The organism is Gordonia shandongensis DSM 45094, from assembly GCF_000423025.1.
GTDB classification, from domain to species: Bacteria; Actinomycetota; Actinomycetes; order Mycobacteriales; family Mycobacteriaceae; genus Gordonia; species Gordonia shandongensis.
In genome coordinates this window covers 1-23,677 of sequence record NZ_AUHE01000020.1, presented here as the reverse complement: position 1 = coordinate 23,677, position 23,677 = coordinate 1, and the positions used below count along the sequence as shown (strand labels likewise).

25 protein-coding genes, 3 tRNA genes and 1 pseudogene are annotated in these 23,677 nt (G+C 69.8%); 18 read left to right on the top strand and 11 right to left on the bottom strand.

All coding sequences use genetic code 11. The features are described from left to right. Positions 1-6: 6 nt before the first annotated feature. Positions 7-1,620: an FUSC family protein gene (locus G528_RS0114045; protein ID WP_026919519.1), complete on the bottom strand. Its 1,614-nt coding sequence runs from the start codon at positions 1,618-1,620 to the stop codon at positions 7-9. Next, a pseudogene (locus tag G528_RS18270) lies at positions 1,617-2,515 on the bottom strand (LysR family transcriptional regulator). The gene G528_RS0114045 and the pseudogene G528_RS18270 overlap by 4 nt, the downstream one beginning before the upstream one ends. 141 nt (positions 2,516-2,656) lie before the next feature. On the opposite strand from G528_RS18270, the gene G528_RS0114035 reads away from it, so the two are divergent. Next, the gene (locus G528_RS0114035) at positions 2,657-3,673 is read left to right on the top strand and encodes a YeiH family protein (protein ID WP_026919517.1); all 1,017 of its coding nucleotides are present in this window, start codon (positions 2,657-2,659) and stop codon (positions 3,671-3,673) included. A gap of 27 nt (positions 3,674-3,700) precedes the next feature. On the opposite strand, the gene G528_RS0114030 is transcribed toward G528_RS0114035, so the two are convergent. The 3 genes from G528_RS0114030 to G528_RS0114020 all read right to left on the bottom strand — a co-directional run bounded on the left by G528_RS0114030 (position 3,701) and on the right by G528_RS0114020 (position 7,049). Further along, entirely contained in the window at positions 3,701-4,123 is a 423-nt protein-coding gene (locus G528_RS0114030) for a DUF779 domain-containing protein (protein WP_026919516.1), read from the bottom strand. A gap of 11 nt (positions 4,124-4,134) precedes the next feature. Next, on the bottom strand, positions 4,135-5,658 hold the full coding sequence (gene exaC / locus G528_RS0114025; RefSeq protein ID WP_026919515.1) for an acetaldehyde dehydrogenase ExaC: 1,524 nt from the start codon (positions 5,656-5,658) through the stop codon (positions 4,135-4,137). A 116-nt stretch (positions 5,659-5,774) separates the two neighbouring features. Then, positions 5,775-7,049, bottom strand: coding sequence for a sigma-54-dependent transcriptional regulator family protein (locus G528_RS0114020; RefSeq protein ID WP_026919514.1), 1,275 nt, complete (start codon positions 7,047-7,049; stop codon positions 5,775-5,777). 213 nt (positions 7,050-7,262) lie between these two features. On the opposite strand from G528_RS0114020, the gene G528_RS0114015 reads away from it, so the two are divergent. The 7 genes from G528_RS0114015 to G528_RS0113985 all read left to right on the top strand — a co-directional run bounded on the left by G528_RS0114015 (position 7,263) and on the right by G528_RS0113985 (position 14,040). Further along, positions 7,263-7,973 carry an MgtC/SapB family protein gene (locus G528_RS0114015; protein ID WP_425402237.1) on the top strand — a complete coding sequence of 237 codons (711 nt, stop codon included), beginning with the start codon at positions 7,263-7,265 and terminating at the stop codon, positions 7,971-7,973. A gap of 106 nt (positions 7,974-8,079) precedes the next feature. Continuing rightward, positions 8,080-9,012, top strand: coding sequence for an ABC transporter ATP-binding protein (locus G528_RS0114010; RefSeq protein ID WP_026919512.1), 933 nt, complete (start codon positions 8,080-8,082; stop codon positions 9,010-9,012). 57 nt (positions 9,013-9,069) lie between these two features. After that, positions 9,070-9,840 carry an ABC transporter permease gene (locus tag G528_RS0114005; RefSeq protein ID WP_026919511.1) on the top strand — a complete coding sequence of 257 codons (771 nt, stop codon included), beginning with the start codon at positions 9,070-9,072 and terminating at the stop codon, positions 9,838-9,840. Between the two features lie 50 nt (positions 9,841-9,890). Beyond that, positions 9,891-11,018 carry a sensor histidine kinase gene (locus G528_RS0114000; protein ID WP_026919510.1) on the top strand — a complete coding sequence of 376 codons (1,128 nt, stop codon included), beginning with the start codon at positions 9,891-9,893 and terminating at the stop codon, positions 11,016-11,018. Positions 11,019-11,072: 54 nt separating this feature from the next. Next, positions 11,073-11,684 carry a response regulator transcription factor gene (locus tag G528_RS0113995; protein ID WP_026919509.1) on the top strand — a complete coding sequence of 204 codons (612 nt, stop codon included), beginning with the start codon at positions 11,073-11,075 and terminating at the stop codon, positions 11,682-11,684. Next, positions 11,675-12,841 carry an acyltransferase family protein gene (locus G528_RS17655; protein ID WP_051198854.1) on the top strand — a complete coding sequence of 389 codons (1,167 nt, stop codon included), beginning with the start codon at positions 11,675-11,677 and terminating at the stop codon, positions 12,839-12,841. Before G528_RS0113995 ends, G528_RS17655 begins: the two co-directional genes overlap by 10 nt. Then, on the top strand, positions 12,838-14,040 hold the full coding sequence (locus tag G528_RS0113985) for a hypothetical protein (protein WP_026919508.1): 1,203 nt from the start codon (positions 12,838-12,840) through the stop codon (positions 14,038-14,040). Before G528_RS17655 ends, G528_RS0113985 begins: the two co-directional genes overlap by 4 nt. A 19-nt stretch (positions 14,041-14,059) precedes the next feature. On the opposite strand, the gene G528_RS0113980 is transcribed toward G528_RS0113985, so the two are convergent. Beyond that, positions 14,060-14,536 carry an acyl-CoA thioesterase gene (locus G528_RS0113980; protein WP_035720162.1) on the bottom strand — a complete coding sequence of 159 codons (477 nt, stop codon included), beginning with the start codon at positions 14,534-14,536 and terminating at the stop codon, positions 14,060-14,062. Positions 14,537-14,622: 86 nt separating this feature from the next. Between G528_RS0113980 and G528_RS0113975 the strand changes: the two genes are divergently transcribed. Further along, complete coding sequence (locus G528_RS0113975) at positions 14,623-15,618, top strand: alpha/beta hydrolase (RefSeq protein WP_026919507.1); 996 nt, start codon at positions 14,623-14,625, stop codon at positions 15,616-15,618. Positions 15,619-15,656: 38 nt separating this feature from the next. Here the strand turns inward: G528_RS0113975 and hisC are convergent, their stop codons facing one another. Further along, on the bottom strand, positions 15,657-16,715 hold the full coding sequence (gene hisC, locus G528_RS0113970; protein WP_156890459.1) for a histidinol-phosphate transaminase: 1,059 nt from the start codon (positions 16,713-16,715) through the stop codon (positions 15,657-15,659). 112 nt (positions 16,716-16,827) lie between these two features. Between hisC and G528_RS0113965 the strand changes: the two genes are divergently transcribed. Together G528_RS0113965 and G528_RS0113960 are read left to right on the top strand one after the other, a co-directional pair. Then, a tRNA-Ser gene (locus tag G528_RS0113965) sits at positions 16,828-16,916 on the top strand. Between the two features lie 55 nt (positions 16,917-16,971). Then, positions 16,972-17,044: transfer RNA gene (locus G528_RS0113960), tRNA-Arg, on the top strand. A gap of 157 nt (positions 17,045-17,201) precedes the next feature. Here G528_RS0113960 and G528_RS18495 read toward each other — a convergent pair. After that, on the bottom strand, positions 17,202-17,339 hold the full coding sequence (locus G528_RS18495; RefSeq protein WP_156890458.1) for a hypothetical protein: 138 nt from the start codon (positions 17,337-17,339) through the stop codon (positions 17,202-17,204). Positions 17,340-17,512: 173 nt separating this feature from the next. Between G528_RS18495 and G528_RS0113950 the strand changes: the two genes are divergently transcribed. From G528_RS0113950 to G528_RS0113940, 3 genes are all read left to right on the top strand, one after another. Then, positions 17,513-18,391 carry an SGNH/GDSL hydrolase family protein gene (locus tag G528_RS0113950; RefSeq protein WP_051198856.1) on the top strand — a complete coding sequence of 293 codons (879 nt, stop codon included), beginning with the start codon at positions 17,513-17,515 and terminating at the stop codon, positions 18,389-18,391. 68 nt (positions 18,392-18,459) lie between these two features. After that, positions 18,460-19,152, top strand: a complete 693-nt coding sequence (locus G528_RS0113945; RefSeq protein WP_026919504.1) for a hypothetical protein — start codon at positions 18,460-18,462, stop codon at positions 19,150-19,152. A gap of 28 nt (positions 19,153-19,180) precedes the next feature. Beyond that, positions 19,181-19,774 (top strand): putative glycolipid-binding domain-containing protein, encoded by a 594-nt coding sequence (locus G528_RS0113940; protein WP_026919503.1) that lies wholly within the window; start codon positions 19,181-19,183, stop codon positions 19,772-19,774. Between the two features lie 13 nt (positions 19,775-19,787). On the opposite strand, the gene G528_RS0113935 is transcribed toward G528_RS0113940, so the two are convergent. Beyond that, the gene (locus tag G528_RS0113935) at positions 19,788-20,762 is read right to left on the bottom strand and encodes a prephenate dehydrogenase (protein ID WP_026919502.1); all 975 of its coding nucleotides are present in this window, start codon (positions 20,760-20,762) and stop codon (positions 19,788-19,790) included. Positions 20,763-20,831: 69 nt separating this feature from the next. Between G528_RS0113935 and G528_RS0113930 the strand changes: the two genes are divergently transcribed. The 4 genes from G528_RS0113930 to G528_RS0113915 all read left to right on the top strand — a co-directional run bounded on the left by G528_RS0113930 (position 20,832) and on the right by G528_RS0113915 (position 22,396). Next, the gene (locus tag G528_RS0113930; protein ID WP_026919501.1) at positions 20,832-21,353 is read left to right on the top strand and encodes a tRNA adenosine deaminase-associated protein; all 522 of its coding nucleotides are present in this window, start codon (positions 20,832-20,834) and stop codon (positions 21,351-21,353) included. Positions 21,354-21,367: 14 nt separating this feature from the next. Continuing rightward, entirely contained in the window at positions 21,368-21,850 is a 483-nt protein-coding gene (locus G528_RS0113925; RefSeq protein WP_026919500.1) for a nucleoside deaminase, read from the top strand. 121 nt (positions 21,851-21,971) lie between these two features. After that, a complete protein-coding gene (locus G528_RS17650) occupies positions 21,972-22,241 on the top strand; it encodes a hypothetical protein (protein ID WP_035720160.1) in 270 nt (89 codons plus the stop codon). A 67-nt stretch (positions 22,242-22,308) separates the two neighbouring features. Continuing rightward, positions 22,309-22,396, top strand: a tRNA-Ser gene (locus G528_RS0113915). 101 nt (positions 22,397-22,497) lie between these two features. Here G528_RS0113915 and G528_RS0113910 read toward each other — a convergent pair. Together G528_RS0113910 and G528_RS0113900 are read right to left on the bottom strand one after the other, a co-directional pair. Further along, positions 22,498-22,869 (bottom strand): DUF4234 domain-containing protein, encoded by a 372-nt coding sequence (locus G528_RS0113910; protein ID WP_026919499.1) that lies wholly within the window; start codon positions 22,867-22,869, stop codon positions 22,498-22,500. A gap of 486 nt (positions 22,870-23,355) precedes the next feature. Further along, positions 23,356-23,677: transposase (locus tag G528_RS0113900; RefSeq protein ID WP_026919498.1), on the bottom strand; the 322-nt coding region annotated here is incomplete at its 5' end.

The window sequence follows — 23,677 nt, the reverse complement described above, 5'->3', positions numbered from 1 at the left end:
CCGACGCTATCGGGCGTCGGCGGGCGGATCGAGTGCGTCGATGCGTGTCGTGAGCCCCGCACTCACCGCCGCGGGCAGCGGTCTGCCCTCCCCGGCGCGCCAGCAGGCCGTGAGGGTGTCGTAGCCGACGCTGCGATTGAGCAGGTGCGTCGGCCAGTAGTCGGTCGCCCACCGCGGCTCGTCGTTGGCGCTGTCGGCGGCCGCGGTGTCGGCCTCCAACAGCAGCCACACCAGGTCGCGTCGATCGGTGCGAACGCTCGGCGAGTCGACGGCGTCGACCGATGCGTGTTCGACCACCGACCGGCACACCGCGCGGGCCGCGGCATCCGCGGCGCGCACCGTGGTGCGGTGGGCGCGCGGCAGCATGAGCCACAGTGAGGTGACGGCGAGAGCCACCCCGATGAGGGTCTCGACGACGCGGTCGGTCATCTGCTGACCGAGCGGCACCGGCGACGACCCCATCAACAGGGCCAGCGGCGTGATGAACGTGACGGCCAGTGCGTAGTTCGTCGTGACGGTCAGTTCGATGAGCACGTTCAGGACGGCCAGGACCGCGATCAACCACCCGGTGTGCAGATCGAGGGCGTGCAGGACCGCGAACAGACAGAGTCCCGCGAGGGTCCCGATCATGCGGTGCGCACCCCGCACGGTCCCGCGGATCCGGTCGGGGCCCAGCTGCAGCACGAGGACCGCACCCATGACGGCCCAGTCGGGACGCCCGAGGCCCGCCGCCACCGAGATCGCGCCCGCGGCGACCGCCGACGCGGTGCCCCGGGCGGTGCTGATCGTCGCGTGGCTCCACCGGTGACCGGCGAACCGGAGTCTGCGGAGCACGTCCGGGCGGGGAAGCGGCGCCACGAGGATCCCGGCCCGCTCGTTTCCGTGAACGCGATGGTGGGTCCGCCAGAGTCGGGCGGCGAGATCGCTGTCGGCTTGCGCGGCGTCATGGAGCACCGACCACGCGTTGAGGGTCGACGACGCCACACCGTCGTGGTGTGCGGGGCCGGCGCCGGCGGCGAGGAACCGTTCGCTGATCGCCAGTGCCGCCTCGGTCGCGGCCTCCTCCGGCCCCCGTGGTCGCAGCAGCATCGGCGCCATGCTCACGACGAGGGCGGACAGTGAGCCGGCCGCCGTGAACACGACGAGGGTCCAGGGCGACATCCCGTGACGGCCGGTGAGGACGGCGACACCGCCGACGAGGACGAGGAAGAACGGGCCGGGCGGGCCGAGGCGGAGCGCGATCACCACGAACACGCCGGCCGCGGTGAGGACGCCGAGCGCACCGACCATCGTCAACTCCCGGACCAGCGCCGGTTCGGCGCCCACCCAGGCGCCGATCCAGCCGAAGGCCGCGGCGGTCGCGACCAGCAGGACGCCGGTCGTGGTGATGACCCGCCACCGGATCAGATACGGGCGCTTCTCGCCGTAGAGGACGGCGAACGAGCCGAGCGCGGCGAGCACCGAGTCGCTGCCGTGCCCGGCCGCGAGGAGCACCAGCGCGGGCAGCGCGAACGCCACCCCGGTGCGGACAGCCGGCGCCCATCGGCCGCGGGTCGACGGTCGTGTCCACAGGAGTGCGGCGGCACGCGGTCGACGCGGCGGTCGGACGTCCGGGGTCACCGTCCGGCCCGCCGGGCGATGCGGACGAGGTCGGCGGCGGGGCCCGCAACTCCTTCGGCGGCCGCCACACCGCGTGCAACAGGCGGGAGAGGTCGAGTCCGTCGACGTCGACGATCCGGAGTTCACCGGACCGGACCTGCTCGTCGACGGCGAGGGTGCTCAGCACGGCCGGCCCCATTCCGCCCGAGACGGCGGTCCGGATGGCCGCACTGCTGCCGAGTTCGAGGATCGGCTCGGGACGCTCGTGGCCCTCGAGTTCGACGTCGAGGGTGGTGCGGGTGCCCGACCCCGGTTCGCGGACCAGGAGCGGGGTGGCGGCGAGTTCGGCGATGTCCAGCGGCTCGCTCCGCCGCGCCCACGGGTGGCCGGCGGCGACCACGACGACCAGCCGGTCACGGGCGACGACCGCACTGTGCAGCCCCGCCGGGATCGACGGTCCCTCGGTGAACCCGAGGTCGCACTCACCGTCGGCGACGGCGTCGCACACGGCCGACGAGTTCTGGACCCGCAGGTGGACCGTCGTCTCGGGATTCTCAGTGCGGAAGAATCCGAGCCAACGGGGGATCAGATGTTCCGCCACGGTCATCGACGCGTTCACGGTCACCTCGGCGGCGGCGTCCGACCGCATCCCGGCCGCCACGTCGAGCATCTCGGCGACGTCGGTGACGACCTGTCGTGCCCAGTGCACGAGGACCGTCCCCTGCGGGGTCAGTCGCGATCCGGTCGTCACGCGTTCCACGAGGGTCACGCCGAGCCGGCGTTCGAGGCGTGCGAGCGCCCGGCTGGCGTTGGGTTGGGCGATCCCCTGTTCGCGTGCCGCCGCGCTGAGACTGCCGTGGTCGTCCACGCCGACGAGGATGGCCAGGGCGAGCAGGTCGAGTGAGCGGAGATCCACAGGCGCCGAGACTACCGGACCGAATCTCACCAGAAACCGTCATCGGGACGAATCGGTGACCTGCTGTCATATCGAATCTGCATAGGCGTATGTCGCGATGGGGGCTACTGCTCCGCGGCGGTTCACGCGACCGTGGACGACATGACAGCGACGACCTCAGCCCCCACCGAGGACCATCGACGACGCCGGCTGCGTCCACTGCTCCCCGGTGTCGCCGTCTGCGTGGCCATCGCGCTCGTCTCGATGGGCGTCAACCTCGCGGTCCCGGCGGCGAGTCCATTGCTCCTGGCGATCGTGCTCGGCGCGATCCTGGCCAACGTCGTCCGCATTCCGGCCGCCTGTGCGCCCGGTGTGGCGTTCTCGGCGAAGACGCTCCTCCGGGTCGGCGTCGCCGTTCTCGGCCTGCAACTCGTCCTCGGTGACGTCCTCGGCCTCGGCGTCGGGATGATCGCCGTCGTCGTTGCGATCGTCGCCGTCGGGATCGGCGGCGGGCTCCTCATCGGCAGGGCCCTCGGCCTCCCGTTCGCGCGGCGCCTCCTGATCGCCTGCGGCATGTCGATCTGCGGGGCCGCGGCCGTCGCCGCCGTCGACGGCGTGGTGGAGGCCGACGACGAGGACACGGCGACCGCGGTCGGGACGGTCGTGATCTTCGGGACGCTCATGATTCCGACGGTCCCGCTGGCGGCCCACGCGATGGGGCTGTCGGATCGGCTCGCGGGACTGTGGGCCGGCGGGTCGATCCACGAGGTCGCACAGGTCGTGGCTGCGGGCGGGATGATCGGCGGCGGTGCGTTGACCCTCGCGGTGATCGTGAAGCTCGCCCGCGTGCTGATGCTCGCGCCGGTGGTGACCGTGCTGAGCATCCGGCAACGCCGCCTCACCGGTGAGGCGGGGAGCCGGCCGCCGATCGTGCCGCTGTTCGTCATCGGCTTCATCGCCTGCGCGGTGATCCGCTCGACCGGAGTCCTTCCCGACGTGGTCGTCGACGTCGGGCATCACGTGCAGGTGGCGTTGCTGACCATCGCCATGTCGGCCCTGGGGATGGGGGTGCGGGCGTCGGTGATGCGCGGGGTCGGGTGGCGACCGTTCGCGCAGGCGCTGCTCGGCACGATCCTCGTCGCGGGGGTCGCCCTGGGCGGTGTCGCCCTGGCCGGCTAGAAGAACCGTCGAGGCAGGGGCGGGCGGTCAGTCGTCGAAGTCGGCGCCCGTACGCGGCGGTGATGCGTCGAGCCGAGCATTCTCCTCGTCGGTGAACACCCGGGACCGGGACAGGAAGCGCAGTCCCTCGGGGGCCTCCAGCGAGAATCCCGACCCCCGTCCGGGAACCACATCCAGAATCAGCTGGGTGTGCTTCCACAATTCGAACTGGTCGCCGTTGATCCAGACCCGGACCGGCGGCAGCGGATCGGGCAGCTCGACCTCGCCGAGGAGGACGTCGCGCTGACCGATCCGATACTCGCCGACCGGATAGCACATGGGCGCGGAACCGTCGCAGCAGCCACCGGACTGATGCATCATGAGCCCGCCGTGGAGCTCCGACAGCTTGGTCAGGAGCTCCACGGCGGAGTCGGTGGCGACCACGCGTTCAGCAGCTGCGGTCTCAGACATGTCAGGCCGGCCTAGAAGAAGCCCTTGGCGCTCTGGGCGTAGCCGACCAGCAGGTTCTTGGTCTGCTGGTAGTGGCTCAGCATCATGAGGTGGTTCTCGCGTCCCACCCCCGACTGCTTGTATCCGCCGAACGCCGCGTGCGCCGGGTAGTCGTGGTACGTGTTCGTCCACACGCGGCCCGCCTGGATGTCACGGCCCGCCCGGTAGGCGACAGCCCCGTTGCGGCTCCACACGCCGGCGCCGAGTCCGTACAGGGTGTCGTTGGCGATCGTCAGCGCGTCGTCGTAGTCGGAGAACGACGTGACCGCCAGGACCGGACCGAAGATCTCCTCCTGGAAGATCCGCATGTCGTTCTTGCCGCCGAACACCGTCGGCTGGATGTAGTAGCCGCCGGACAGGTCGCCGCCGAGGTCGGCGGGCTCGCCGCCGGTGAGGACGGTGGCGCCCTCCTGCCTGCCGATCTCCAGGTACGAGCGGATCTTCTCGAACTGATCGTTGGACGCCTGCGCACCCATCATGGTGTCGGTGTCGAGGGGGTTGCCCTGCTTGATGCCCTTGACGCGTTCGACGGCACGTTCGATGAAGTCGTCGTAGATGCTCTCCTGCACCAGCGAACGGCTGGGGCAGGTGCACACCTCGCCCTGGTTGAGCGCGAACATCGTGAAGCCCTCGAGTGCTCGGTCGAGGAACCCGTCGTCGCTGGACATGACGTCTTCGAAGAAGATGTTGGGGCTCTTGCCGCCGAGTTCGAGCGTCACCGGGATCAGGTTCTCGGAGGCGTACTGCATGATGAGGCGGCCGGTCGTGGTCTCGCCGGTGAAGGCGATCTTCCGGATCCGGTTGCTCGACGCGAGCGGTTTGCCGGCCTCCACACCGAAGCCGTTGACGATGTTCACCACACCCTCGGGGAGGAGATCGCCGATGAGGCTGAACAGGTAGAGGATCGACGCCGGAGTCTGCTCGGCGGGTTTCAGGACGATCGCGTTGCCTGCGGCGAGGGCGGGCGCCAGCTTCCAGGTCGCCATGAGGATCGGGAAGTTCCACGGGATGATCTGACCGACCACGCCGAGCGGTTCGTGGAAGTGGTAGGCGACGGTGTCCTGGTCGATCTCGGAGACGCCGCCCTCCTGGGCGCGGATGGCGCCGGCGAAGTAGCGGAAGTGGTCGACGGCCAGGGGGATGTCGGCGGCCAGGCATTCGCGGACGGCCTTGCCGTTGTCCCAGGTCTCGGCGACGGCGATCTTCTCGAGGTTGGCCTCGATGGTGTCGGCGATCTTGTTGAGGATCACGGCGCGTTCGGCCGGGGAGGTCTTACCCCAGGCGGGGGCGGCCGCGTGGGCGGCGTCGAGAGCGAGGTCGACGTCTTCGGCGGTCGACCTCGCGACCTCGCAGAAGGCTTTGCCGTCGATGGGCGAGGTGTTCTCGAAGTACTGCCCCTTCACCGGCGGGACCCAGCCGCCGCCGATGTAGTTGTCGTAGCGGGACTCGAAGCTCATGACGGAGCCGGGGGTTCCGGGCTTGGCGAAGACGGTCACGGGGTACTCCTTCTGCAGACTCTGCGGCTGCGAACTCTTTCGGTGAGGTACACCACACGGTAGGCGTCGTGTGGTTGCAGACACGTTGCAGCGCAGATGCGGTCGGCGCGCGGGGTTCAGCGGGTGACGCCGAAGCGGCGGTCGAGGAGACGCGCGCGACCTTCGGCGACGGCGCGGTCCGGGTGGCCGACGGGAAGCCTTTGGGCGAGTCCGCGCCAGGCCGTGATGTCGTCGCGCCCGTGCGGGGACGCGACCCAGGCGCCGAGGGCGACGACGTCGCCGGCGCCGAACATGGACGATCGGAGGTCTTCGAGGACCTCGTCGAAGACCTCGGTGATACCCGGAGCCAACGATTCGGCGAGGAGCCCGCCGCGGCCGAGAGCGTGGACGGCGGCCGCGAGTTCACCGGCGGAGATCATCCGCCGCACGTCGTCGAGATCGGAGCCGATCTCGACCGTCAGCCGGTAGGGGCGGGAGGCCACGATGTCGCCGAGGTCGCGGCGGAGGCGGGAGATCTCGGCGCGCACGGTCACGGCGCCGAGGCCGTCGTCGGAGAGCATCGTCGCGAGCTGCTCGGTGCCGAGCCCCTCGGGGTACGACTGCAGCAGGATCAGGATCTCGGCGTGGCGCGGGGAGAGCGGGCGCGGCGCCGTTCCGGCCTGCCGCCAGCGGGCGGGACCGTCGTCGAGGACGGTGAGGCGTCGCATCGGCGTGGCCGACGAACCGGGGGAGAACGTTTCGGGTGCGGCGAGGTCGACGGCGCGCGTGCGTAGTTCGCGTTCCACGGCCGCGACCACCGACCGGACGGCGGCGAGCGCGAACGGCACGGCCGCCGCCGGTCCGCCGGTCACGTCGATGACGCCGAGCGTCTCGCCGGTCACCGGGTCGTGGACCGGGGCCGCGGCGCAGTTCCACTGCTGGACCGGTCCGGAGAAGTGCTCGGGCCCGATGATCTGTACGCCGTGGTCGACTGTCAGCGCGAGACCGGGCGCATTGGTCCCCACCGTCTCCTCGCTCCACACCGACCCCTCGACGAAGTTGATTCGGGCCGCGGCGTCGCGTGCGCTGTGATCGCCCTCCACCCACAGCAGTCGCCCGTGGCGGTCGGTGAGGGCGACGACGACGCCGGCGCCGGCGATGTCGTCGAGCATCAGCGACTGGACGAGCGGACGCACGACGGCGAGACGGTGCGCCGACCGGTACTCCTCGAGGTCGCCGTCGGTCATCGCGGTGCCGGGGTCGGAGTCGACGGGGTCGACGCCCCGGTTCCGCGAGCGGATCCAGGAGTCCCGGACGAGCGAGCGGACCACCCCGTCGACGGGGAGGGCGCCGGCGAGGAACTCCTCGTACGCGCGGCGCACGCGGACCGAGACGGACGTGGTGTCGCGCATCGCTGTCCTCTCGCCGCCGAACCGATGCCGCTCGGCGCGGAATCGGGGTGTTCATCGATTGTGCCCGCGGAGTGTGACCCGGGCAACGAGATCGGGGGCGACGAGATCGGGGGCAGCTAGAGGGCCCCGGTCTCCGGTTGCAGGCCCCGGTACCCCGTGCCACGGTGAGCGTGACCGCGGCGGGGAGGCCGCGGGGATGGGGACGGGGTGCGGATGCACATGACACTGGACATGATGTTGCGGGTGCTGGCGGGCGCCGGACTCGGAACGCTGATCGGACTGGAGCGTCAATATCGGGCGCGTATGGCCGGACTGCGCACCAACTCGCTGGTCGCCGTCGGTTCCGCGCTCTTCGTGGTGCTGTCGGCCGAGGGGTTCGTCGGCGGCGATCCGACGCGAGTGGCGGCCCAGATCGTCTCGGGCATCGGTTTCCTCGGCGCCGGCGTGATCCTGCGCGACGGGTTGACGGTGCGGGGACTGAACACGGCCGCCACCCTGTGGTGCTCGGCGGCGGTGGGCGCGCTGGCGGGCGCCGGCCTGTACGTGGCGGCCGCATTCGGCACCGCGGTCGTCATCGTGGTGAACACCGTCCTCCGTTCGGTGGGCCGCGTCGTCGACAGGGTGCCCGACTCCGGGGCCTCGGAGGACCCGGCCGAGTACGAGTTCGTCGCCGTCACGCGCGACGAGTCGGAGGCCCACGTGCGCGTGATGCTGGTGCAGGCACTCACCCGCAGCCACCTGCACCTGCAGGCGATCGGGAGCCGCAACACCGAGGACGGCGCCGTGGCGGTCCGTGCCACGCTGGTCTCCGACGAGGGGCGTGACGACCGTGCGATGGAGTCCGCCGTCAGTCAGCTGTCACTGGAACCCGCGGTGACCTCGGTGCGCTGGCGGGTCGTCGACCACGAGCGTCACACAGACTGACTCGCGCCCGGCGACCATGACAGACCCTCGACCATGACAGACGTCATGGCGGAATGATGACATCCGCTCCGGGTGCGGCGTCCGGCGGCGCAGCACAGTGAAGGGCATGAACACGACACACCTCAGCACGGCAGCGGCCCCCGCCATCGACCTGGAGGGCATCACCAGACGGTTCCGCGGCACCGGCGGCGATTCGGTGCTCGCCGTGAACGGCATCGACCTGACGGTCGAACCGGGCGAGGTGGTGGCGTTCCTCGGCCCCAACGGTGCGGGGAAGACCACGACCCTCGACATCGTCCTCGGGCTCGGTGCCCCCGACAGCGGTCGGGTCCGCGTGTTCGGCCGGGACCCGCGGGAGGCGGCACGGGCCGGCCGGATCGCCGCGGTGATGCAGACCGGCGGACTGCTCGACGACTTCACCGTCGCCGAGACGGTGCACACGATCGCCGCGCTGCACGGTCGCGGCGCAGCCGACATGGACGAGGTGATGCGGCGCGCCGACATCGCCGACCTCGGTGACCGCAAGGTGTCGCTGTGCTCGGGCGGCGAGCAGCAGCGGCTCAAGTTCGCGCTCGCCCTGCTGCCCGACCCCGACCTGATCGTCTTGGACGAGCCGACCGCGGGGATGGACGTCGAATCGCGGCGGACGTTCTGGGCGGCGATGCGTGCCGACGCGCAGCGCGGCCGGACCGTCGTGTTCGCCACCCACTACCTCGAGGAGGCCGACGCGTTCGCCGATCGGATCGTCATGATCGCGCACGGCGAGGTGGTCGCCGACGGTTCCACCGCGGAGATCCGTGCGCGGTCGAGCCGCCGCATCGTGTCGGCGGTCCTGGACGATGACGTGCTGCCCGACCTGCTGCGCGTGTTCCCCGACCTCCAGGTGATCGAACGGCGCGGCGGACGGTTGTATCTGTCGCTCGCGGACTCCGACGTCCTCGCCCGGCATCTGCTCACCCACACCGCCGCGCGCGACGTCGAGATCGCCGCCCACAACCTCGAAGACGCGTTCGTCGCCCTGACCGGCGATGCGTCCTGACCGGCGATGCGTCCTGACCACGAACCCGTCCACGCACTCACTCTCGAAAGGCCAGTCATGACCACACTCGTCTCCGCGTCCGGTGTCGCCGGCGTGTACCTCCGCAACGACGTCCGCCGGATCATGCGCAACAAGCGCGCGATGATCTTCACGATCGCCATGCCCGCCCTGCTGTACCTGGTGTTCGGCGCCACCCAGCCGAGCGACGAGCGGGCCGGGGCGGGCAATGTCGCGTTCTACGTGCTGGTGGGCATGGCGCTCTACGGCGCGGTCCTGGCGGCGGCGTCGAATGCTGCCGCCGTCTCCCTGGAGCAGCAGGCCGGCTGGACTCGAACGCTGATGATGACGCCCCTGACTCCCCGCGGCTATGTCACCACCAAGGTGGCGGTGGCGTTGACGATGAGCGCCCTGCCCGTGGTGCTCCTCGCGGCGGTCGGCCTCATCTCGGGTGCCCGCGCGTCGGTCGGCGTCTTCGTGGTGTGCCTGGTCATCGCGTGGGTGGGGTCGGCGGTCTTCGCCGCGCTCGGCCTGGCGATGGGCAGCGTCTTCAAGTCGGACGGTGCGATGCAGGTTCTCGGCGGCATCCTGGCGCTGCTGGCGTTCGCGGGGAACGTCTTCGTCCCCCTGAACGGCGTGATGCTGCGGATCGCCGAGTTCACCCCGATGTTCGGCGTCGTCTCGCTGGCCCGGTATCCGCTCGATGAGGGCGTGACGGTGTACGGCACGCAGATCGACCTCTGGGTGATGGTCCTCAACACCGTCGTCTGGGCGGTGATCTTCGCGACGGCCGCGGGATACTTCTACACTCGCAGCACTCGCAGGCAGTGACCGGACCGTCGCGAGACGCCCGACTCGTCCCCGACCACCGGGAGAGACCGATGACCCCACCGTGTGATTCGCTCACCGCTCCGTGGCGAACCGGGCGGTGGGTGTTCGGCGCCGTGTGGCTGGTGTTCATGGTGTACCCGATCCTCGCCGTCGCCGGTGCGGGAAGGCCGACGCCGGTGACCGTCGTCGGTTTCCTGACGATCATCGTGTTCGTGATCGTGTACCTGCTCGAATGCGTGTACGCGATGTGGGAGCCGGCCCGGTCTCCGTGGTGGCGGTCCCCCGCGACCGCGGGGTTCGTGATCCTGCTGGTGATGACCGCGCTGTTGGTCGCGATCATCGGCGGCCGGGCGTTCGCGGTGGCGCCCTTCCTGATGGCGGTCGTGGCGTTCGCGGTACCGGTCCCGCCTGCGGTCTCCCTGGCGGGGATCATGACGATCTTCCTCTCGGCGATCGGCATCCCGGAATGGGCCGGATGGGGCGTCGACGTCGGTCTGCTCGTCGTGTTCGCGGTGGTCGGCGTGATGATGATGATCACGCGGCTGAGCCGGGACGCCGAGCAGCAGCGCGAACGGGAGCAGGAGCGGCAGCGCGAACTGAGCCGACAGTTGGCGGTGGTGAACGAACGCGAGCGCGTGGCCCGGGACGTCCACGACATCCTGGGGCATTCGCTGACCGTCATCACGGTGAAGACCGAGCTGGCCGCCCGTCTCGTCGACCTCGATCCGGATCGGGCGAAGCGGGAGCTCGCCGAGGTCAACTCGCTGTCTCGGGATGCGCTCGCGGAGGTGCGCGCGACCGTCGGCGCACTGCGAACCCCGAACCTGGACGACGTTCTCGCGGCGGCGTCGAGCGCGTTGTCGGCGGCGGGTGTGGCCGCCGACCTCCCGCCTCGCGGGACGGAGTCGCCGCATTCCGAACTGTTCGCGTGGGTGGTGCGCGAAGCGGTGACCAACGTGGTGCGGCACAGTGGCGCCCGCCGGTGCTCGGTGACGGTCGACGAGACGTCGCTGACGGTCGCCGACGACGGCCGTGGATCGGCCGTCCTGCGGTACGGCAACGGGCTGAGCGGGTTGGCGGAACGCGTCGACGCCGCGGGCGGGGCGTTCTCGGTGACCTCCGAGGAGACCGGGACGGTGGTCCGGGTCGACATGACCGCCGACCCCCGCCGCCGCTGAGCCCCTATTCTCGAGGTCTGCCCGACCGTCGGGGCCCGGTGACGAGAGGAACGCGTGGAGACCATCAGGCTGCTGCTCGCCGACGACCAGGCGTTGGTGCGCGGCGCACTCGCGGCGCTGCTCGATCTGGAGCCGGACATCGCGGTGGTCGCGCAGGTCGGACGTGGTGACGAGGTGCTCGACGCGGCACGCGACAGCGGTGCCCAGGTATGTCTCCTCGACATCGAGATGCCGGGCGTCGACGGCATCGCCGCGGCCGAGATCCTCACCGAGCAGCTGCCCGGCGTCCGATCCCTCATCGTCACGACGTTCGGTCGGCCCGGCTACCTGCGCCGGGCGGTCGACGCCGGTGCGTCGGGATTCGTCGTCAAGGACACGCCGGCCGCCGAGTTGGCCGACGCGGTCCGTCGGGTCCACGCCGGACTGCGGGTCATCGACCCGACGTTGGCCACCGAGAGCCTCACCAACGGTGAGAATCCGCTGACGCCGCGGGAATCGGATGTGCTCGTGGCCGCACTGTCGGGCGCGACGGTCGCGTCGATCGCCGCCGAGGTGCATCTGTCGCCGGGGACGGTCCGCAACCATCTGTCGTCGGCGATCGGCAAGACCGGTGCCGCGACGCGCGCCGAGGCGGCGCGCATCGCCCGCGAGCGGGGATGGATCTGACGGTCCCGGCCGGCGGGGCCGCTTCGGGGCGTCGGCCGGCACTCACCGGCATCCGTACGGTCGCGGCGGCTGCGGTGTGCCTCACGCATGCGGCGTTCTGGACGGGGCACTACACGGACGACTACGTGGGCCGGCTGGCAGCGCGGTTCGAGGTGGGCGTCGCGATCTTCTTCGTCCTGTCGGGCTATCTGCTGTTCAGCCCGTGGGTGCGGGCGCTGCGGGACGGGCCTCGACCGTTTCCGCCGCTGCCCTACCCGCCGCTGCGCCGTTATGCGTGGCACCGTGCTCGGCGAATCCTGCCGGCCTACTGGCTCACGGTGCTCGCCGTGTACGCGATCTTCCTGGTGCGCACCGACGCCTCCGACCTCGGGCACGGTTGGGAGGCGCTGGTGCGGAACCTGACCTTCACTCAGGTGTACGGCTTCGGGTACCTGCACACGGGGCTCACGCAGATGTGGAGCATGAGCGCCGAGGTGGCGTACTACGTGGCGTTGCCCGTCGTCGCGTGGCCGCTCGCGCGGATCGTCTGCCGGGACCGGTGGCGCCCCGACCTGCTGCTCGCGGTCCTGGCGGGGCTCGCGGTGTGCTCTCCGGTGTGGACGCTGGTGGTTCACGGTCTCGAGGGGGTCGATCCCACGGCCCGGTTGTGGCCGCCGGCCTTCGCGAGCTGGTTCGTCGCGGGCATGCTGCTCGCCGTCGTCGCCGCGCTGGTGACGCGGATCCCCGCCGGGCTCTGCGTGACGTCGGCCGCGGCGGCGTTCTTCGCCTCGGGCGGGGCTTTCGCGGGTGAGCCGACGATCGTCCCGGACGACGGCGGGGCGGCCGTCGTCAAACACCTCCTGTACGCGGTGGTGGCGCTCGGGGTCGTCGCACCGCTGACCGTCGGCGACGGTCGGTGGTCCCGACTGTGCGGCAGTCGGCCGATGGTGTGGTTCGGCGAGATCTCCTATGAGTTCTTCCTCGTGCACGTGATGGTGATGGAACTGGTCATGGACGTGGTCGGATTCCGCGTCTTCACCGGGTCGACGGTCGTGGTGTTCGCGGTGACGTCACTCGTCAGCGTTCCGGTGGCGTGGCTCGTCCACCGGATCACGGCGCCGCTGTGGCGACGCGGGGACGCGGACCGGAGCCCGGCCGCGGGTAGAATCGCGCCATGACCTCTCCGCAGCGTTCCGTCGACGCGGCCGCCATCCGGCAGTGGACGGTCGACGCCCGGGTTCCCGGGCAGCCGCCCGAGCTGTCCGACGAGGCGTGCCTGCTCATCGCGGCCGGTTATCTGGCACCGACGGCGCGTGCCACGGTGGTCCGCAGGATCTCGCAGGGATTGGCGATGCCGGTCCCGTCGGCCGGATTCAGTGAGCTCCGGCGGGTGCAGCGGGGGATCGCGCACGCGGAGCGCAAACTGTCGTCGACCCGGATTCCCGGTGTCGTGGTCCCGATCATCAGGTCGCGGCTCGCGGCCCTCGTGCGGCGGCGTGACGAGGCGCGTCGCGCGGTGGTCACCGCCAAGGGCGTCCTGCCGACGGGGATGCGTGCGATCCGCCGCGAGCGCAGAGAGAACGTCTACCTGGAGATCGAGGAGCGCGAACAGCTGTTCTCGGGCCTCGCGTACACCCCGGTCGCGAACCTCTCGACCTCCGGAGCGCGGTGGGCGGGCACCGATGCGCTCGACCGGGTGGCCGGTGTCGTCGACAAGGTCGCCGGACGCGCGGGACGACGCCAGGTGGAGCAGTGGGCCGACGAGGTGTTCGGTACCGCGCCCACCACGCAGGATGCGGGACGCGGTGCGGGGTTCGCCGACGGGTACGAGACGCTGCTGTTCGTGGCTGGACACTATTACGATCGGATCCGGACCAACCCGGCGTGGTGCTCGGACCATTTCGAGATGCAGCGAGTCCAGGTGAACCTGCACGCGGAACTGGCAGAGGTCGCGTCCGACGTCGTGGCCCTGCGCGCGTTGCGGGTCGATCTCGATCGGGCGCGGGCCGGAGGCGGGTTCGACGCCGGATTCCTGGCGCACATCACCGAGCGGGAGGAGGCGCTGCGCCCGGTGTGGACGCAGCTCATCGACCGCGTGCATGCGTTGACGGAGATCTGTTCGACCGTCGAGTCGGCGGCGGTGGAGTTGCGACTGCTCGACGAGTTCGACCACGCGTCGACCATCGACGCCCGGATCGACCATCTGCTCGCGCGTTCGGGCGACCGCGAACTGTCGGCGGACCACAGTCGTCGTCTGTCGCAGCAGGTGCGCAGCGGCGAGGAGCAGCTGAAGATCTACCGGGATGTGCTGGCCGGCAACATCGCTCAGCTCGGGTATGCCGCTCCCGTCGAGCTGCCCGAGCGCTACGAGCCCTGACGTTCCCGGCCTGCGGGGATCACCGGCGGATCTCGGGGCGACCCCAGGCGCGCAGATATCCCTTCTCGACGTCGCTGAGTCGACGGAGCGTGTGCTTCTCGACGTCGACGACGGCCATCTGCGTGGAGGCGACGCAGGCCGGTGATGATCCGGATTCGGGGGCCGCCGGGCGGATCTCGTATCCGATGGTGAAGTCGACGGACCGGAACCGGGTGATCCACATCCCGACCTGCAGGGGCGAGTCCTCGTGGCGGAGCTGCGCGCGGTACCGGATGTCGACGTGGACGATCATGGCGCTGGTGATGAGGGGCGCGTATTCGTCGCCGGCGCTCAACAACCACTGGATGCGCGCCTCCTCCATGAGAGTGACGATTCGCGCGTGGTTGATGTGCCCGAAGGCGTCCATGTCCGACCAGCGGACGGGGACCTCGGCGGTGAACGCGTACGGCCGGGTCGTATCGGTGTGCCGGGTCTCGTCGGGTGGCGTCGCGGTCATGCGTGCGAGCTTAATGCCGCGGGGAGTGGGAGGTTCACAGGCGACGTTAACCTCCTCGTAGTATCCGACCGGTACTCTTGGCGCCCATGTGGCCTCATCGACTGACATCGCGGACGTCCGCTGCGCTGACCCTCCTCGTCGCCGGAACGGTGGCGGCGGGCCTGGTGAGCGCGCCCGCGGACGCCGCTCCGAGGCACGCGCGCATCGCTGCCGAGAAGGTCCGCAGCATCCATCGCACCGATCTGACGGTGAAGTCGCCGTCGATGAGGGGATCGGTGCCGGTGACGGTGTTGTCGCCCGGCGGCACGGCCCCGCGACCGACCGTTTACATGCTCGACGGCGCCGACGGCGGCGACAAGGTCTCCGACTGGATCACCAAGGGCGGTGCCGAGAAGTTCTTCGCCGGCCGCAACGTCAACGTGGTCCTGCCGGCCGGCGGCGCCGGGACATTCTACACGAACTGGGTCCGCCGCGACGACAAGCTCGGCAAACCGCAGTGGGAGACGTTCCTGACCGAGGAGCTGCCCTCGCTCATCGACGAGGAGTTCCACGGGTCGGGACGCAACGCGATCATCGGGTTGTCGATGGGCGGCCAGGCGGCGTTCGCGTTGACCGCGCGGCATCCGTCGCTGTACCGGGGTGTCGCCTCGCTGAGCGGATGCCCGCCGGTGTCGGGGCCGGCCAATGAGGCCTACGTGCGGACGACCGTCGCGAAGGCGGGCGGCGATGCCACCAACATGTGGGGCGCCCCCGGCAGCAAGCGGTGGCGGGCGCACGATCCGGCGCGCAAGTTGGACGCGCTGCGCGGCAAGGCGATCTTCCTGTCGTCGGGGACCGGCGCCGTGGGGCCGCAGGATCTGACGCAGAAGCGGGACCCGAAGGACGGTCCGGTGGACGCGCAGATCGCGGCGGGCTCGGCGCTCGAGGTGGGTGCCAACCGGTGCTCGTTGGAGTTCGCGACACTGCTGAGCAGTAAGGACATCCCCTACACCCCGGGTTTCCGGTTCATCGGGACCCACAGCTGGCCGTACTGGAAGATGGATCTCCCCCGGGCCTGGGAGGCGCTCGCGCCCTCCCTGTGATTCAGGAGGCGCTCGCGCCCTCCCTGTGATTCTGTGTTTCAGGAGGCGAAGCTCTCGGCGAAGGCGAGGAAGGCGTCGTTCTCCGCGCGGTGCGTGACGGTGACGCGCACGCCGTCGTCGGCGAACGGTCGGACGATCACGCCGGACTCCGCGCACGCGGTGGCGAAGCGTGTGGAGTCGTCGCCGAGGTCGAGCCACACGAAGTTGGCTTGACTGTCCGGGACGCGGTAGCCGAGGTCCCGCAGCCGGGTGGTGACCCGTTCGCGTTCGGCGACGACGGCGTCGGTGCGGGCGAGCAGTTCGTCACTCGCCCGCAGGGAGGCGATCGCCGCTGCTTGCGCCACGGTGCTCACCGTGAACGGGACGTGCACTTTGCTGAGCGCCTCGATGATCGCGGGGGCGCCGATGGCGTAGCCCACGCGGAGTCCGGCGAGTCCGTACGCCTTGGAGAAGGTGCGCAGGACCACGACGTTCTCGAACTCCCGGTAGAGGTCGACGGCGTCGTAGCCGTGGGCGTCGTCGAGGCGCGTGTATTCGATGTACGCCTCGTCGAGGGCGACGATCACGTCGCTGGGGACGCGGGTGAGGAAGTCGCGGAGCGCGTCGGCCCGCACCACGGTTCCGGTGGGATTGTTGGGGTTGCACACGAAGATCAGGCGGGTGCGGTCGGTGACGGCGTCGGCCATCGCCGACAGGTCGTGGACGGCGTCGCCGGTGAGGGGGACCTCCACCGGGGTCGCGCCGGCGACTCGCGTGGCGACGGGGTACATCTCGAATGATCGCCACGCGTACAGCACCTCGTCGCCGGGGCGGGAGGTGATCGTCACGAGGTTCTGGCACAGGATCACCGACCCGCACCCCACGCGGACCTCGGCCGGCGTCACGCCGGTGGCCTTGGCCAGTTCGTCGGTCAACTCCACCATCCCGTTGTCGGGGTAGCGGTTCGCGTGCGCGGCGGCGTCGGCGACGGCGGCGAGGACGCTCGGCAGCGGAGGCTCGGTGACCTCGTTGCTGGCCAGTTTGACGGCGCCGGGGAAGGTCTTTCCCGGGACGTACGCGGTCAGGGCGTCGAGGTCGGGGCGAATTCGCATGTTCACCCCTCAAATGTATGCCTGACCAGCGGGTCGGCGTCCACCCGGCAGGAGATTTGATCTTGCTGCGGGCCCTGTGTAATGTTCTTCCCCGGCGGTTCGAAACCGAACTCCACTGGGAGGCGTGCCAGAGCGGCCGAATGGGACTCACTGCTAATGAGTTGTCCTATGAAAATGGGACCGGAGGTTCAAATCCTCTCGCCTCCGCCGACCGGGATACGCGCCCGGTACAATTGAAGAATCGAATCGAGAGATTCGCAGCGCGCCCGTAGCTCAACGGATAGAGCATCTGACTACGGATCAGAAGGTTTGGGGTTCGAATCCCTACGGGCGCACAGGATCACCAGGTGAGACCCCCTTCCGGGAGATCGGGAGGGGGTCCTCTCGTGTTGCCCACCCTTGACCCTGCAACTCCCCGGGACGCTCCGGTGGGGAGCGGAGTGCGCGGCAGTGTCTATTCGGTCGGACCGCCGCTGTTCGGTCATACCGCGTCTATTCGGTCAGACCGCGCTTCGTGAACTGCTTCTTCACTTCTGCCTCGATCTCATCTCTCGACGCGCCTTCTCGGACCTCGATCGGCTTCGACGCCTCCTTCTCCCAGTCCTCGTTCAACTCGAACTCGACAGCCATTGCGGTCCTCCTGTCAGCGGGTGTCGACAGTTTCGCAGAAGGGTCTGACATTCCGTGTGCGGTCGGTCCCGGGGTCCGCTCGGGGCGATCGCGCGGTGCGGGCGCGGTCGGGTGATGTAACGTACACATCCATGGCCGATGTGGTCTGTTCGACCGAGACCCGGGAGCATTGGATGACCTCGCGAACCCTGCGCAGAATCATGACCGCGGCGGCGGGCGTCGCGGTGGCGGCGGCGGGCCTGGCCGCACCGACCCTCGCCGCTCCGACGGCGGCGGCCGGCGGAGCCGTCGAGTACGTCAACCTCGGCGACAGCTTCTCGGCGGGATCGGGCGTGTCGCCCATCGCCGCCGGAACCCCGGAGTCCTGCTGGCAGTCGGTGAACAACTACGCGCACATCGTCGCCCGCGAACACGGCTACCGACTCACCGACGTCAGCTGCGGCGGCGCGGCGACCGAGGACTTCTTCACCTCCCAGCAGAAGGGATCGCCGCCGCAGCTCGACGCCCTGGACGACCGCGTCGACCTGGTCACCCTGGCGATCGGCGGTAACGACGGCGACGTCTTCGGCAGCGCGATCAAGGACTGCGTGATCGCCGGCGTCTCGACGGCCTGGCAGGGGTCGCCCTGCAGCGACAGGCACAAGCGCACCCTGATGACCGAGGTTCGCACCGGCACCTATCCGAGCCTGGTGAAGGCGTTCACCGCGGTGCGGACCGCGGCGCCGAACGCCGACGTGTACGCGCTCAACTATCCGTGGATCGCGCCGCGGACCAACGGCTTCTGCCCGGCACTGCCGCTCGCCGGCGGCGACTACGCGTTCACCCATCGGCTGCAGTCCGCACTGCACGACGCGATCGCCCGGGCGGCCGCGAAGACCGGGGTGACACTCGTCGATGTCGCCTCGGCCTCGGAGGGCCACGATTCCTGCAAACCCGAGGGCGTTCGCTGGGTGGAGCCGCTGATCACCACCGTCCAGCCCGTCCCGGTTCATCCGAACGCACTCGGTGAACGCCGCATGGCCGACGTGACCTCGGCGGCGATCGACCGGTGACGCCGACGCGACAGACCGTGGGCTCTGGCACCATCGAAGGGGAGTGACGCGTCGACGGAGGAGCAACGGTGGACGACCGGGTGACGAGGCGGGGACCGGAGTACCGCCCGCCGGTGGCCGCCGGACAGTCGTATCCTCCGCTCGGCTACGGCCCCGACGGCGACCCGCGGTTCACCTATGACGACCAGCTCCGCAGCGAGGCCGGGCCGCAGCCCGACCCCGTGCCGGAACCGACCCCGGTGCCGCCGGCCCCGACCGAGGCCGCCAGAGCCGATCGCCGCGGCATGGCCGTCGGTCTCGCCGCCATCCTCGTCGGCGTGATCTGCCTCGGTGTCGCACTGAACGCACTGTTCAGCCGCGGGGACGAGCCGGTCACCCGATCGGCGCCGCCCTCGTCGCAGTCCACCGACGACCCGTACCTGCAGGGCATCCCCGACCAGTCGCAGGAACGCCGCTCGCCCGGACCGGAGACCGGCCCCCGCGTCCCGACGCGTGGCGCGGCGGTCACCTACGAGGTGGAGTCGGGCGCCGCGACGCTGCTGTACGTGGACGACACCTCGGTGGAGTTGGCGCAGACCCGCGGCGGACCGTGGACCAAGAGCGTCCGCGGCACGGACAACGCCCTGCTGCGGATCATGGTGATCCCGCAGGGCGCCGAGCCGGCGTCGTGCGCCATCAAGGTCGACGGCCGCGAGGTGGCCCGCGCATCATCCGAGGACAGGCCCGGCACGCCCGTCCTCGACTGCCGGTACACGGGTTGAACGGCGCCGGTGCGGCTACCGTGGTGATGTGACGTCCTTCGAATCCTCGCCCGCCGACGCCGGCGTGAAAGCGATGCTGACCTGGCGCAGTCCGGACGGCCGTCGGCTCGAGCAGGTCCGCCTCAACGTCAACGGATCCCGTGTCCGCGCGTACGGTCGCATCGTCGCGGCCGCCGCCGACCGGGAAGCGTATTCGGCGTCGTACGAACTGGTCACCACCGACTCCGGCGTGGCGCGTCGACTGTCGGTGCGCCTGCTGCGCGAGCCGGGGGAGAGCGCGCTCGACGTGAGCCGCGACATGGACGGTCGCTGGATGGTCCAGACGCCGACGAGCAGCGTCCGCAGCCACTTCGACGGTGCGGAGACCGTCAGCGTCGAGGGGTCGCCGTTCTTCGCCAGCATCCCGCTGCGCCGGTTCGGCATCGTGGCAGGCGGCCGGCGTGACGACGTCCCGGTGGTGACGCTCCGGCTTCCCGAATGCGAGATCGACGCCGCGTCGATGAGTTACGTCGGCGGCGGCGCCGGGCGGGTGACGGTGGCGTGCGCCGGTCGGACCGACGAACTCGTCGTCGACGACGACGGGATCGTCCTCGACTACCCCGGGGTGGCGGCGCTGCTCTGACGGAAGCGGCGTCTCACATCCACACGCGGGCGAGATGCGCCTGCCTGCGCAGTTCCTCGGCCCACCCGTCCTCGCCCACGCGGACGTCGACGATGGGTTCGGGGGCGGCGGCCGCGATCCGCTCATAGGCGAGGCGCGCCCGGTGGCCCGCGTCGACGAGCACGGAGACGCTCCCCGTGTCGCGCAAGGCGTCCCGCGCCGCGGTGAGCCGGTCGATGGTCGCGCTGAGGGTGTTGAGCAGGGCGACCGCGTTCGCCTCCAACATCGCTCGCTGCAGATCGGGTGCGGTGCCCGCCACGCGGGTGCCGTCGCGGAAACTTCCCGCAGCCAGCCGGAGGGCGAGGTCGCTCTCACCGGCGCCGACGGCGGCGGTCGCGGCGGCCGTCAGATGCGGGTTGTGGGAGATCGCGGCGGCCGCGCGGTCGTGGGCGTCGTCGGCTGCGGGAACCACGTAGGAGCCTGCGGCGCGAGCCAGTCGGGCGATCGTCAGCCAGTCGTCGGCCGGGGTGTCGTCATGGGTGGTGACCATCCACATGGCGTCGCGGAAGAGAGCGGGGTCGGTGGCCTCCCACCCCGACGCCGAGGTGCCGGCCATCGGGTGTCCGCCCACGTACCGCGCCGCCGGATGGTGGGTGGCGACCAGCTCGGCCACCTGCTCCTTCACGCTGACGACGTCGGTCAACAGCACGTTCGGGGCGGTGGCAGCGACGGCGTCGAGCATCGTCGGCAGCGCCGTGAACGGGGTGGCGAGGACGACGACGGCGTCGGTGCGGGCGGCGCGGGTCAGGACGGCGTCCAGATCGCTCGACGCGTCGTAGCCGGCGGCCGTCGCCTGTTCGACGGTGCCCGCCGAGCGGTTGTAGCCGAACACCCTCACCCCGGTGTCGGCGAGGACGCGGAGGAGAGATCCCCCGATGAGGCCCAGACCGAGGATGCAGACGGGTTCGGCGAACGGCGGAACGCTGGGTCGAGACGGTGCGGCAGACACGGAACAAGCGTGGCACATCTGCGTCGAACGGACTTGGGAGAGCCCTGAAAAGCGGCTACCGTGGCGAACATGCCGAAGCCGAGCTCAGCGAGCGATGACATCGATGTGGATGGCTTCGCCGTCGCCGTCGTCCGCGAGGACACGGGGTGGAAGGTGTCCGCGCTGGCCCCGACGGCTCTCGACGACCTGTCCGATGCCGAGACCCAGCTCCGCGAACTCCGCGCGGCCGGTGCCGTGTTCGGTCTGCTCGACGTCGACGACGAGTTCTTCGTCATCGTCCGGCCGTCGCCGGGCGGGGCGCGACTCCTGGTGTCGGACGCCACCGCCGCCATCGACTACGACATCGCGGCCGACGTCCTCGACGAGTTGCACGTCGACATCCCCGACCTCGACCCGGATGAGCTCGACGACGTGGATCCGTGGGAGGAGGGAGACCTGTCGATCCTCGCGGATCTGGGTCTGCCCGACGCGGTGCTCAGCATCATCCTCGGTGAGACCGACCTGTACGCCGACGAGCAGATCGGGATGATCGCGGCGCGGCTCGGTTTCGCCGACGAACTGTCGACGGTCCTCGACTCCCTCGGTCACTGACCGCCCCGGTGACGATGTCGGACCGTGGTGGGGTGCATCGGGAGGCCGACGCGATGATGGCCGTCGCCCTCGAGGCCGCACGGGCCGCCGACCCGGACGACGTGCCCATCGGCGCCGTCGTCTTCGGTCCGGACGGCCGGGAGTTGGCGCGGTCCGCGAACCGCCGCGAAGCCGATCGCGATCCCGTCGGTCACGCCGAGATCGTGGCATTGCGTGCTGCCGCCGCCCGGCACGGGGACGGTTGGCGACTGTCGGGGTGCACGCTCGTCGTCACCGTGGAACCGTGCACGATGTGTGCCGGAGCGATCGGGCTCGCCCGCGTCGACAGGGTGGTCTTCGGGGCCTGGGAACCGAAGACCGGTGCGGTCGGGTCGCTGTGGGACGTGTTGCGCGATCCGCGGCTCGTCCATCGGCCCGAGGTCCTCGCCGGGGTGCGGGAGCGCGAGTGCGGTGAGCTCGTCCGGGACTTCTTCGCCCGGCGTCGGGGACGTCCCTGACGTTTGCCCGGAGTCTGCCCGGATGACCTATCCAAGGGGCGCCGTGATGTGGCAGATTGACCGGTGAGCAGTCCCACGGCAGTCGCCCGATGCGCTGCCACCGCCGCCGAAGGAGAATCCCGTGTCCGATCCGATGGACAAGATCAACGAGATCGTCGAGAGCGTCGTCACGAAGGTCGGTGAGTTGGCCAACAGTGAGCAGGTCTCCGGCGCCGTCGACTCGGCGAAGGCCCGTTTGGACGAGATCGCGAACAGTGAGCAGGTCAGCGGTGCCGTGGACTCGGCGAAGGCCCGCTTCGACGAGATCGCCGGCAGTGATCAGATCGCCGATGCCGTGGAGACGGCCAAGGCCAAGCTGTCGGAGATCGCGGCCAAGCTGACGGGCGGCTGAATCGCACCGAAACAGCCTGTGACCTGACGATTTCGTGCTCATCGGGCCCTGCGGTACAGTTTTTCGCGGTGGCGTGTCCGAGCGGCCGAAGGTACAGCACTCGAAATGCTGCGTGCGGTAACCCCGCACCGGGGGTTCAAATCCCCCCGCCACCGCAGAAGGCCCTGACCTGCGTATGCAGGTCAGGGCCTTTTCCATGTTGTTGCTGTTGTCGTTGTCGTTGCTGTTGTTGGAGTTGGAGTTGGAGTCGGAGTCTCTACGGCGTTCGCTGAGCGATCGTGGCGCCACGAACCGCGTGAGCGTCGGCGAGGAGGTTCATACGACGCTGCAGGTACCGGGTGTGGGACCCGAACCAGACCGGCGCCCACAGCCACGCGACCGTCGGCGACACTCGGGTCGGCGACCCGATCGCCGCGTGAGCGTCGTTGAGGCGTACCGCGGTGTGATGCAACCCGACGGCGCCGTAGATCGGGACGAGCTGGGACCACCAGGCGCCCCAGCTCTCGGCCGGCCGGCCGGTCATGGCGACCAGCTCGTCGTTCACGCGCTGGTACCAGACGAAGTAGTAGATGCCGAGGGTGATGCCGGTGAGCCACCACAGGGACCATGGACCTTGTTTGCGAATCATGGATGGAAGGTAGCGCGCACCTCGGACATTCCGGACCGGCCCCGGTGCGCGTCGTGACTCGTACGGAATGAATCGGGGGTCGTCCGCAGATTCGAACTGCAGACGACCCCCGATGTGCTTGCCGAGGTCGGCTTAGAATCCGGTGATCAGTCCGGGCACGACAGCGAAGAAGAGGTTTCCGAGCGTGCCGACGAGATCGACGAAATTAGAGATCATCTGATTCACCTCCTTCGAAAGCTATAGAAGCGGCGTTCGAGCTAGGGGTGGGTAAGCGTCAGCCCCAGAAGAACCCGAACCAGTCGCCCATAGTTCCGAAGAATAGATTGATGAATTCTCCGAGCGTTTCCATCTGTTGATCCCTTCAGCGAGTGTTGGAATCCCCGACGAGCAGCATCTGGCTGCACCGTGCACGTTAGGGCACCGTCTCGCGTGTGTCGACGGGTTAAGCGAGATCGAGACGAGTTCAATTTACCGGCTCTTCGGATTTCAGAGTGCGTGGATGCGGTCAGCGAGCTGGCCGGAGTGCAGCAGGGACCGCAAGATGTAGTGGTTGAGGTTCCGGAAGCCCTGGGCGATCCCGCGTAGGTGTTCGAGGCGTCCGTTGATCGCTTCGACGGGACCGTTGGAGACGCCGACGTCGAAGTACGCGAGGATCTCAGCGCGGCGTGCCCACAGGGTGCGGCCGAGTTGAGCAAGCTCGGCAAGTTCAGCGGGTACTCCCTTCTGTATCCGTTTGAGGACCTTCCACATCAGCTTCTTGCCCTCCCGCCGCTTCGGGTGCTCGTAGGCGGCGATGATCTGCTGATAG

Bases quoted from the DNA above. Each gene is read 5' to 3' on its own strand.
- G528_RS0113930 (WP_026919501.1), top strand. From the start codon at position 20,832: ATGCCGAAGCCGAGCTCAGCGAGCGATGACATCGATGTGGATGGCTTC.
- G528_RS0113950 (WP_051198856.1), top strand. From the start codon at position 17,513: ATGACCTCGCGAACCCTGCGCAGAATCATGACCGCGGCGGCGGGCGTC.
- G528_RS0114030 (WP_026919516.1), bottom strand. From the start codon at position 4,123: ATGTCTGAGACCGCAGCTGCTGAACGCGTGGTCGCCACCGACTCCGCC.
- G528_RS0114035 (WP_026919517.1), top strand. From the start codon at position 2,657: ATGACAGCGACGACCTCAGCCCCCACCGAGGACCATCGACGACGCCGG.
- G528_RS0114015 (WP_425402237.1), top strand. From the start codon at position 7,263: ATGCACATGACACTGGACATGATGTTGCGGGTGCTGGCGGGCGCCGGA.
- G528_RS0113985 (WP_026919508.1), top strand. From the start codon at position 12,838: ATGACCTCTCCGCAGCGTTCCGTCGACGCGGCCGCCATCCGGCAGTGG.
- G528_RS18495 (WP_156890458.1), bottom strand. From the start codon at position 17,339: ATGGCTGTCGAGTTCGAGTTGAACGAGGACTGGGAGAAGGAGGCGTCG.
- G528_RS0113975 (WP_026919507.1), top strand. From the start codon at position 14,623: ATGTGGCCTCATCGACTGACATCGCGGACGTCCGCTGCGCTGACCCTC.
- G528_RS0114000 (WP_026919510.1), top strand. From the start codon at position 9,891: ATGACCCCACCGTGTGATTCGCTCACCGCTCCGTGGCGAACCGGGCGG.
- G528_RS17655 (WP_051198854.1), top strand. From the start codon at position 11,675: ATGGATCTGACGGTCCCGGCCGGCGGGGCCGCTTCGGGGCGTCGGCCG.
- G528_RS0114010 (WP_026919512.1), top strand. From the start codon at position 8,080: ATGAACACGACACACCTCAGCACGGCAGCGGCCCCCGCCATCGACCTG.
- G528_RS0114020 (WP_026919514.1), bottom strand. From the start codon at position 7,049: ATGCGCGACACCACGTCCGTCTCGGTCCGCGTGCGCCGCGCGTACGAG.
- G528_RS0113910 (WP_026919499.1), bottom strand. From the start codon at position 22,869: ATGATTCGCAAACAAGGTCCATGGTCCCTGTGGTGGCTCACCGGCATC.
- G528_RS0113925 (WP_026919500.1), top strand. From the start codon at position 21,368: ATGTCGGACCGTGGTGGGGTGCATCGGGAGGCCGACGCGATGATGGCC.
- G528_RS0113980 (WP_035720162.1), bottom strand. From the start codon at position 14,536: ATGACCGCGACGCCACCCGACGAGACCCGGCACACCGATACGACCCGG.
- G528_RS0114005 (WP_026919511.1), top strand. From the start codon at position 9,070: ATGACCACACTCGTCTCCGCGTCCGGTGTCGCCGGCGTGTACCTCCGC.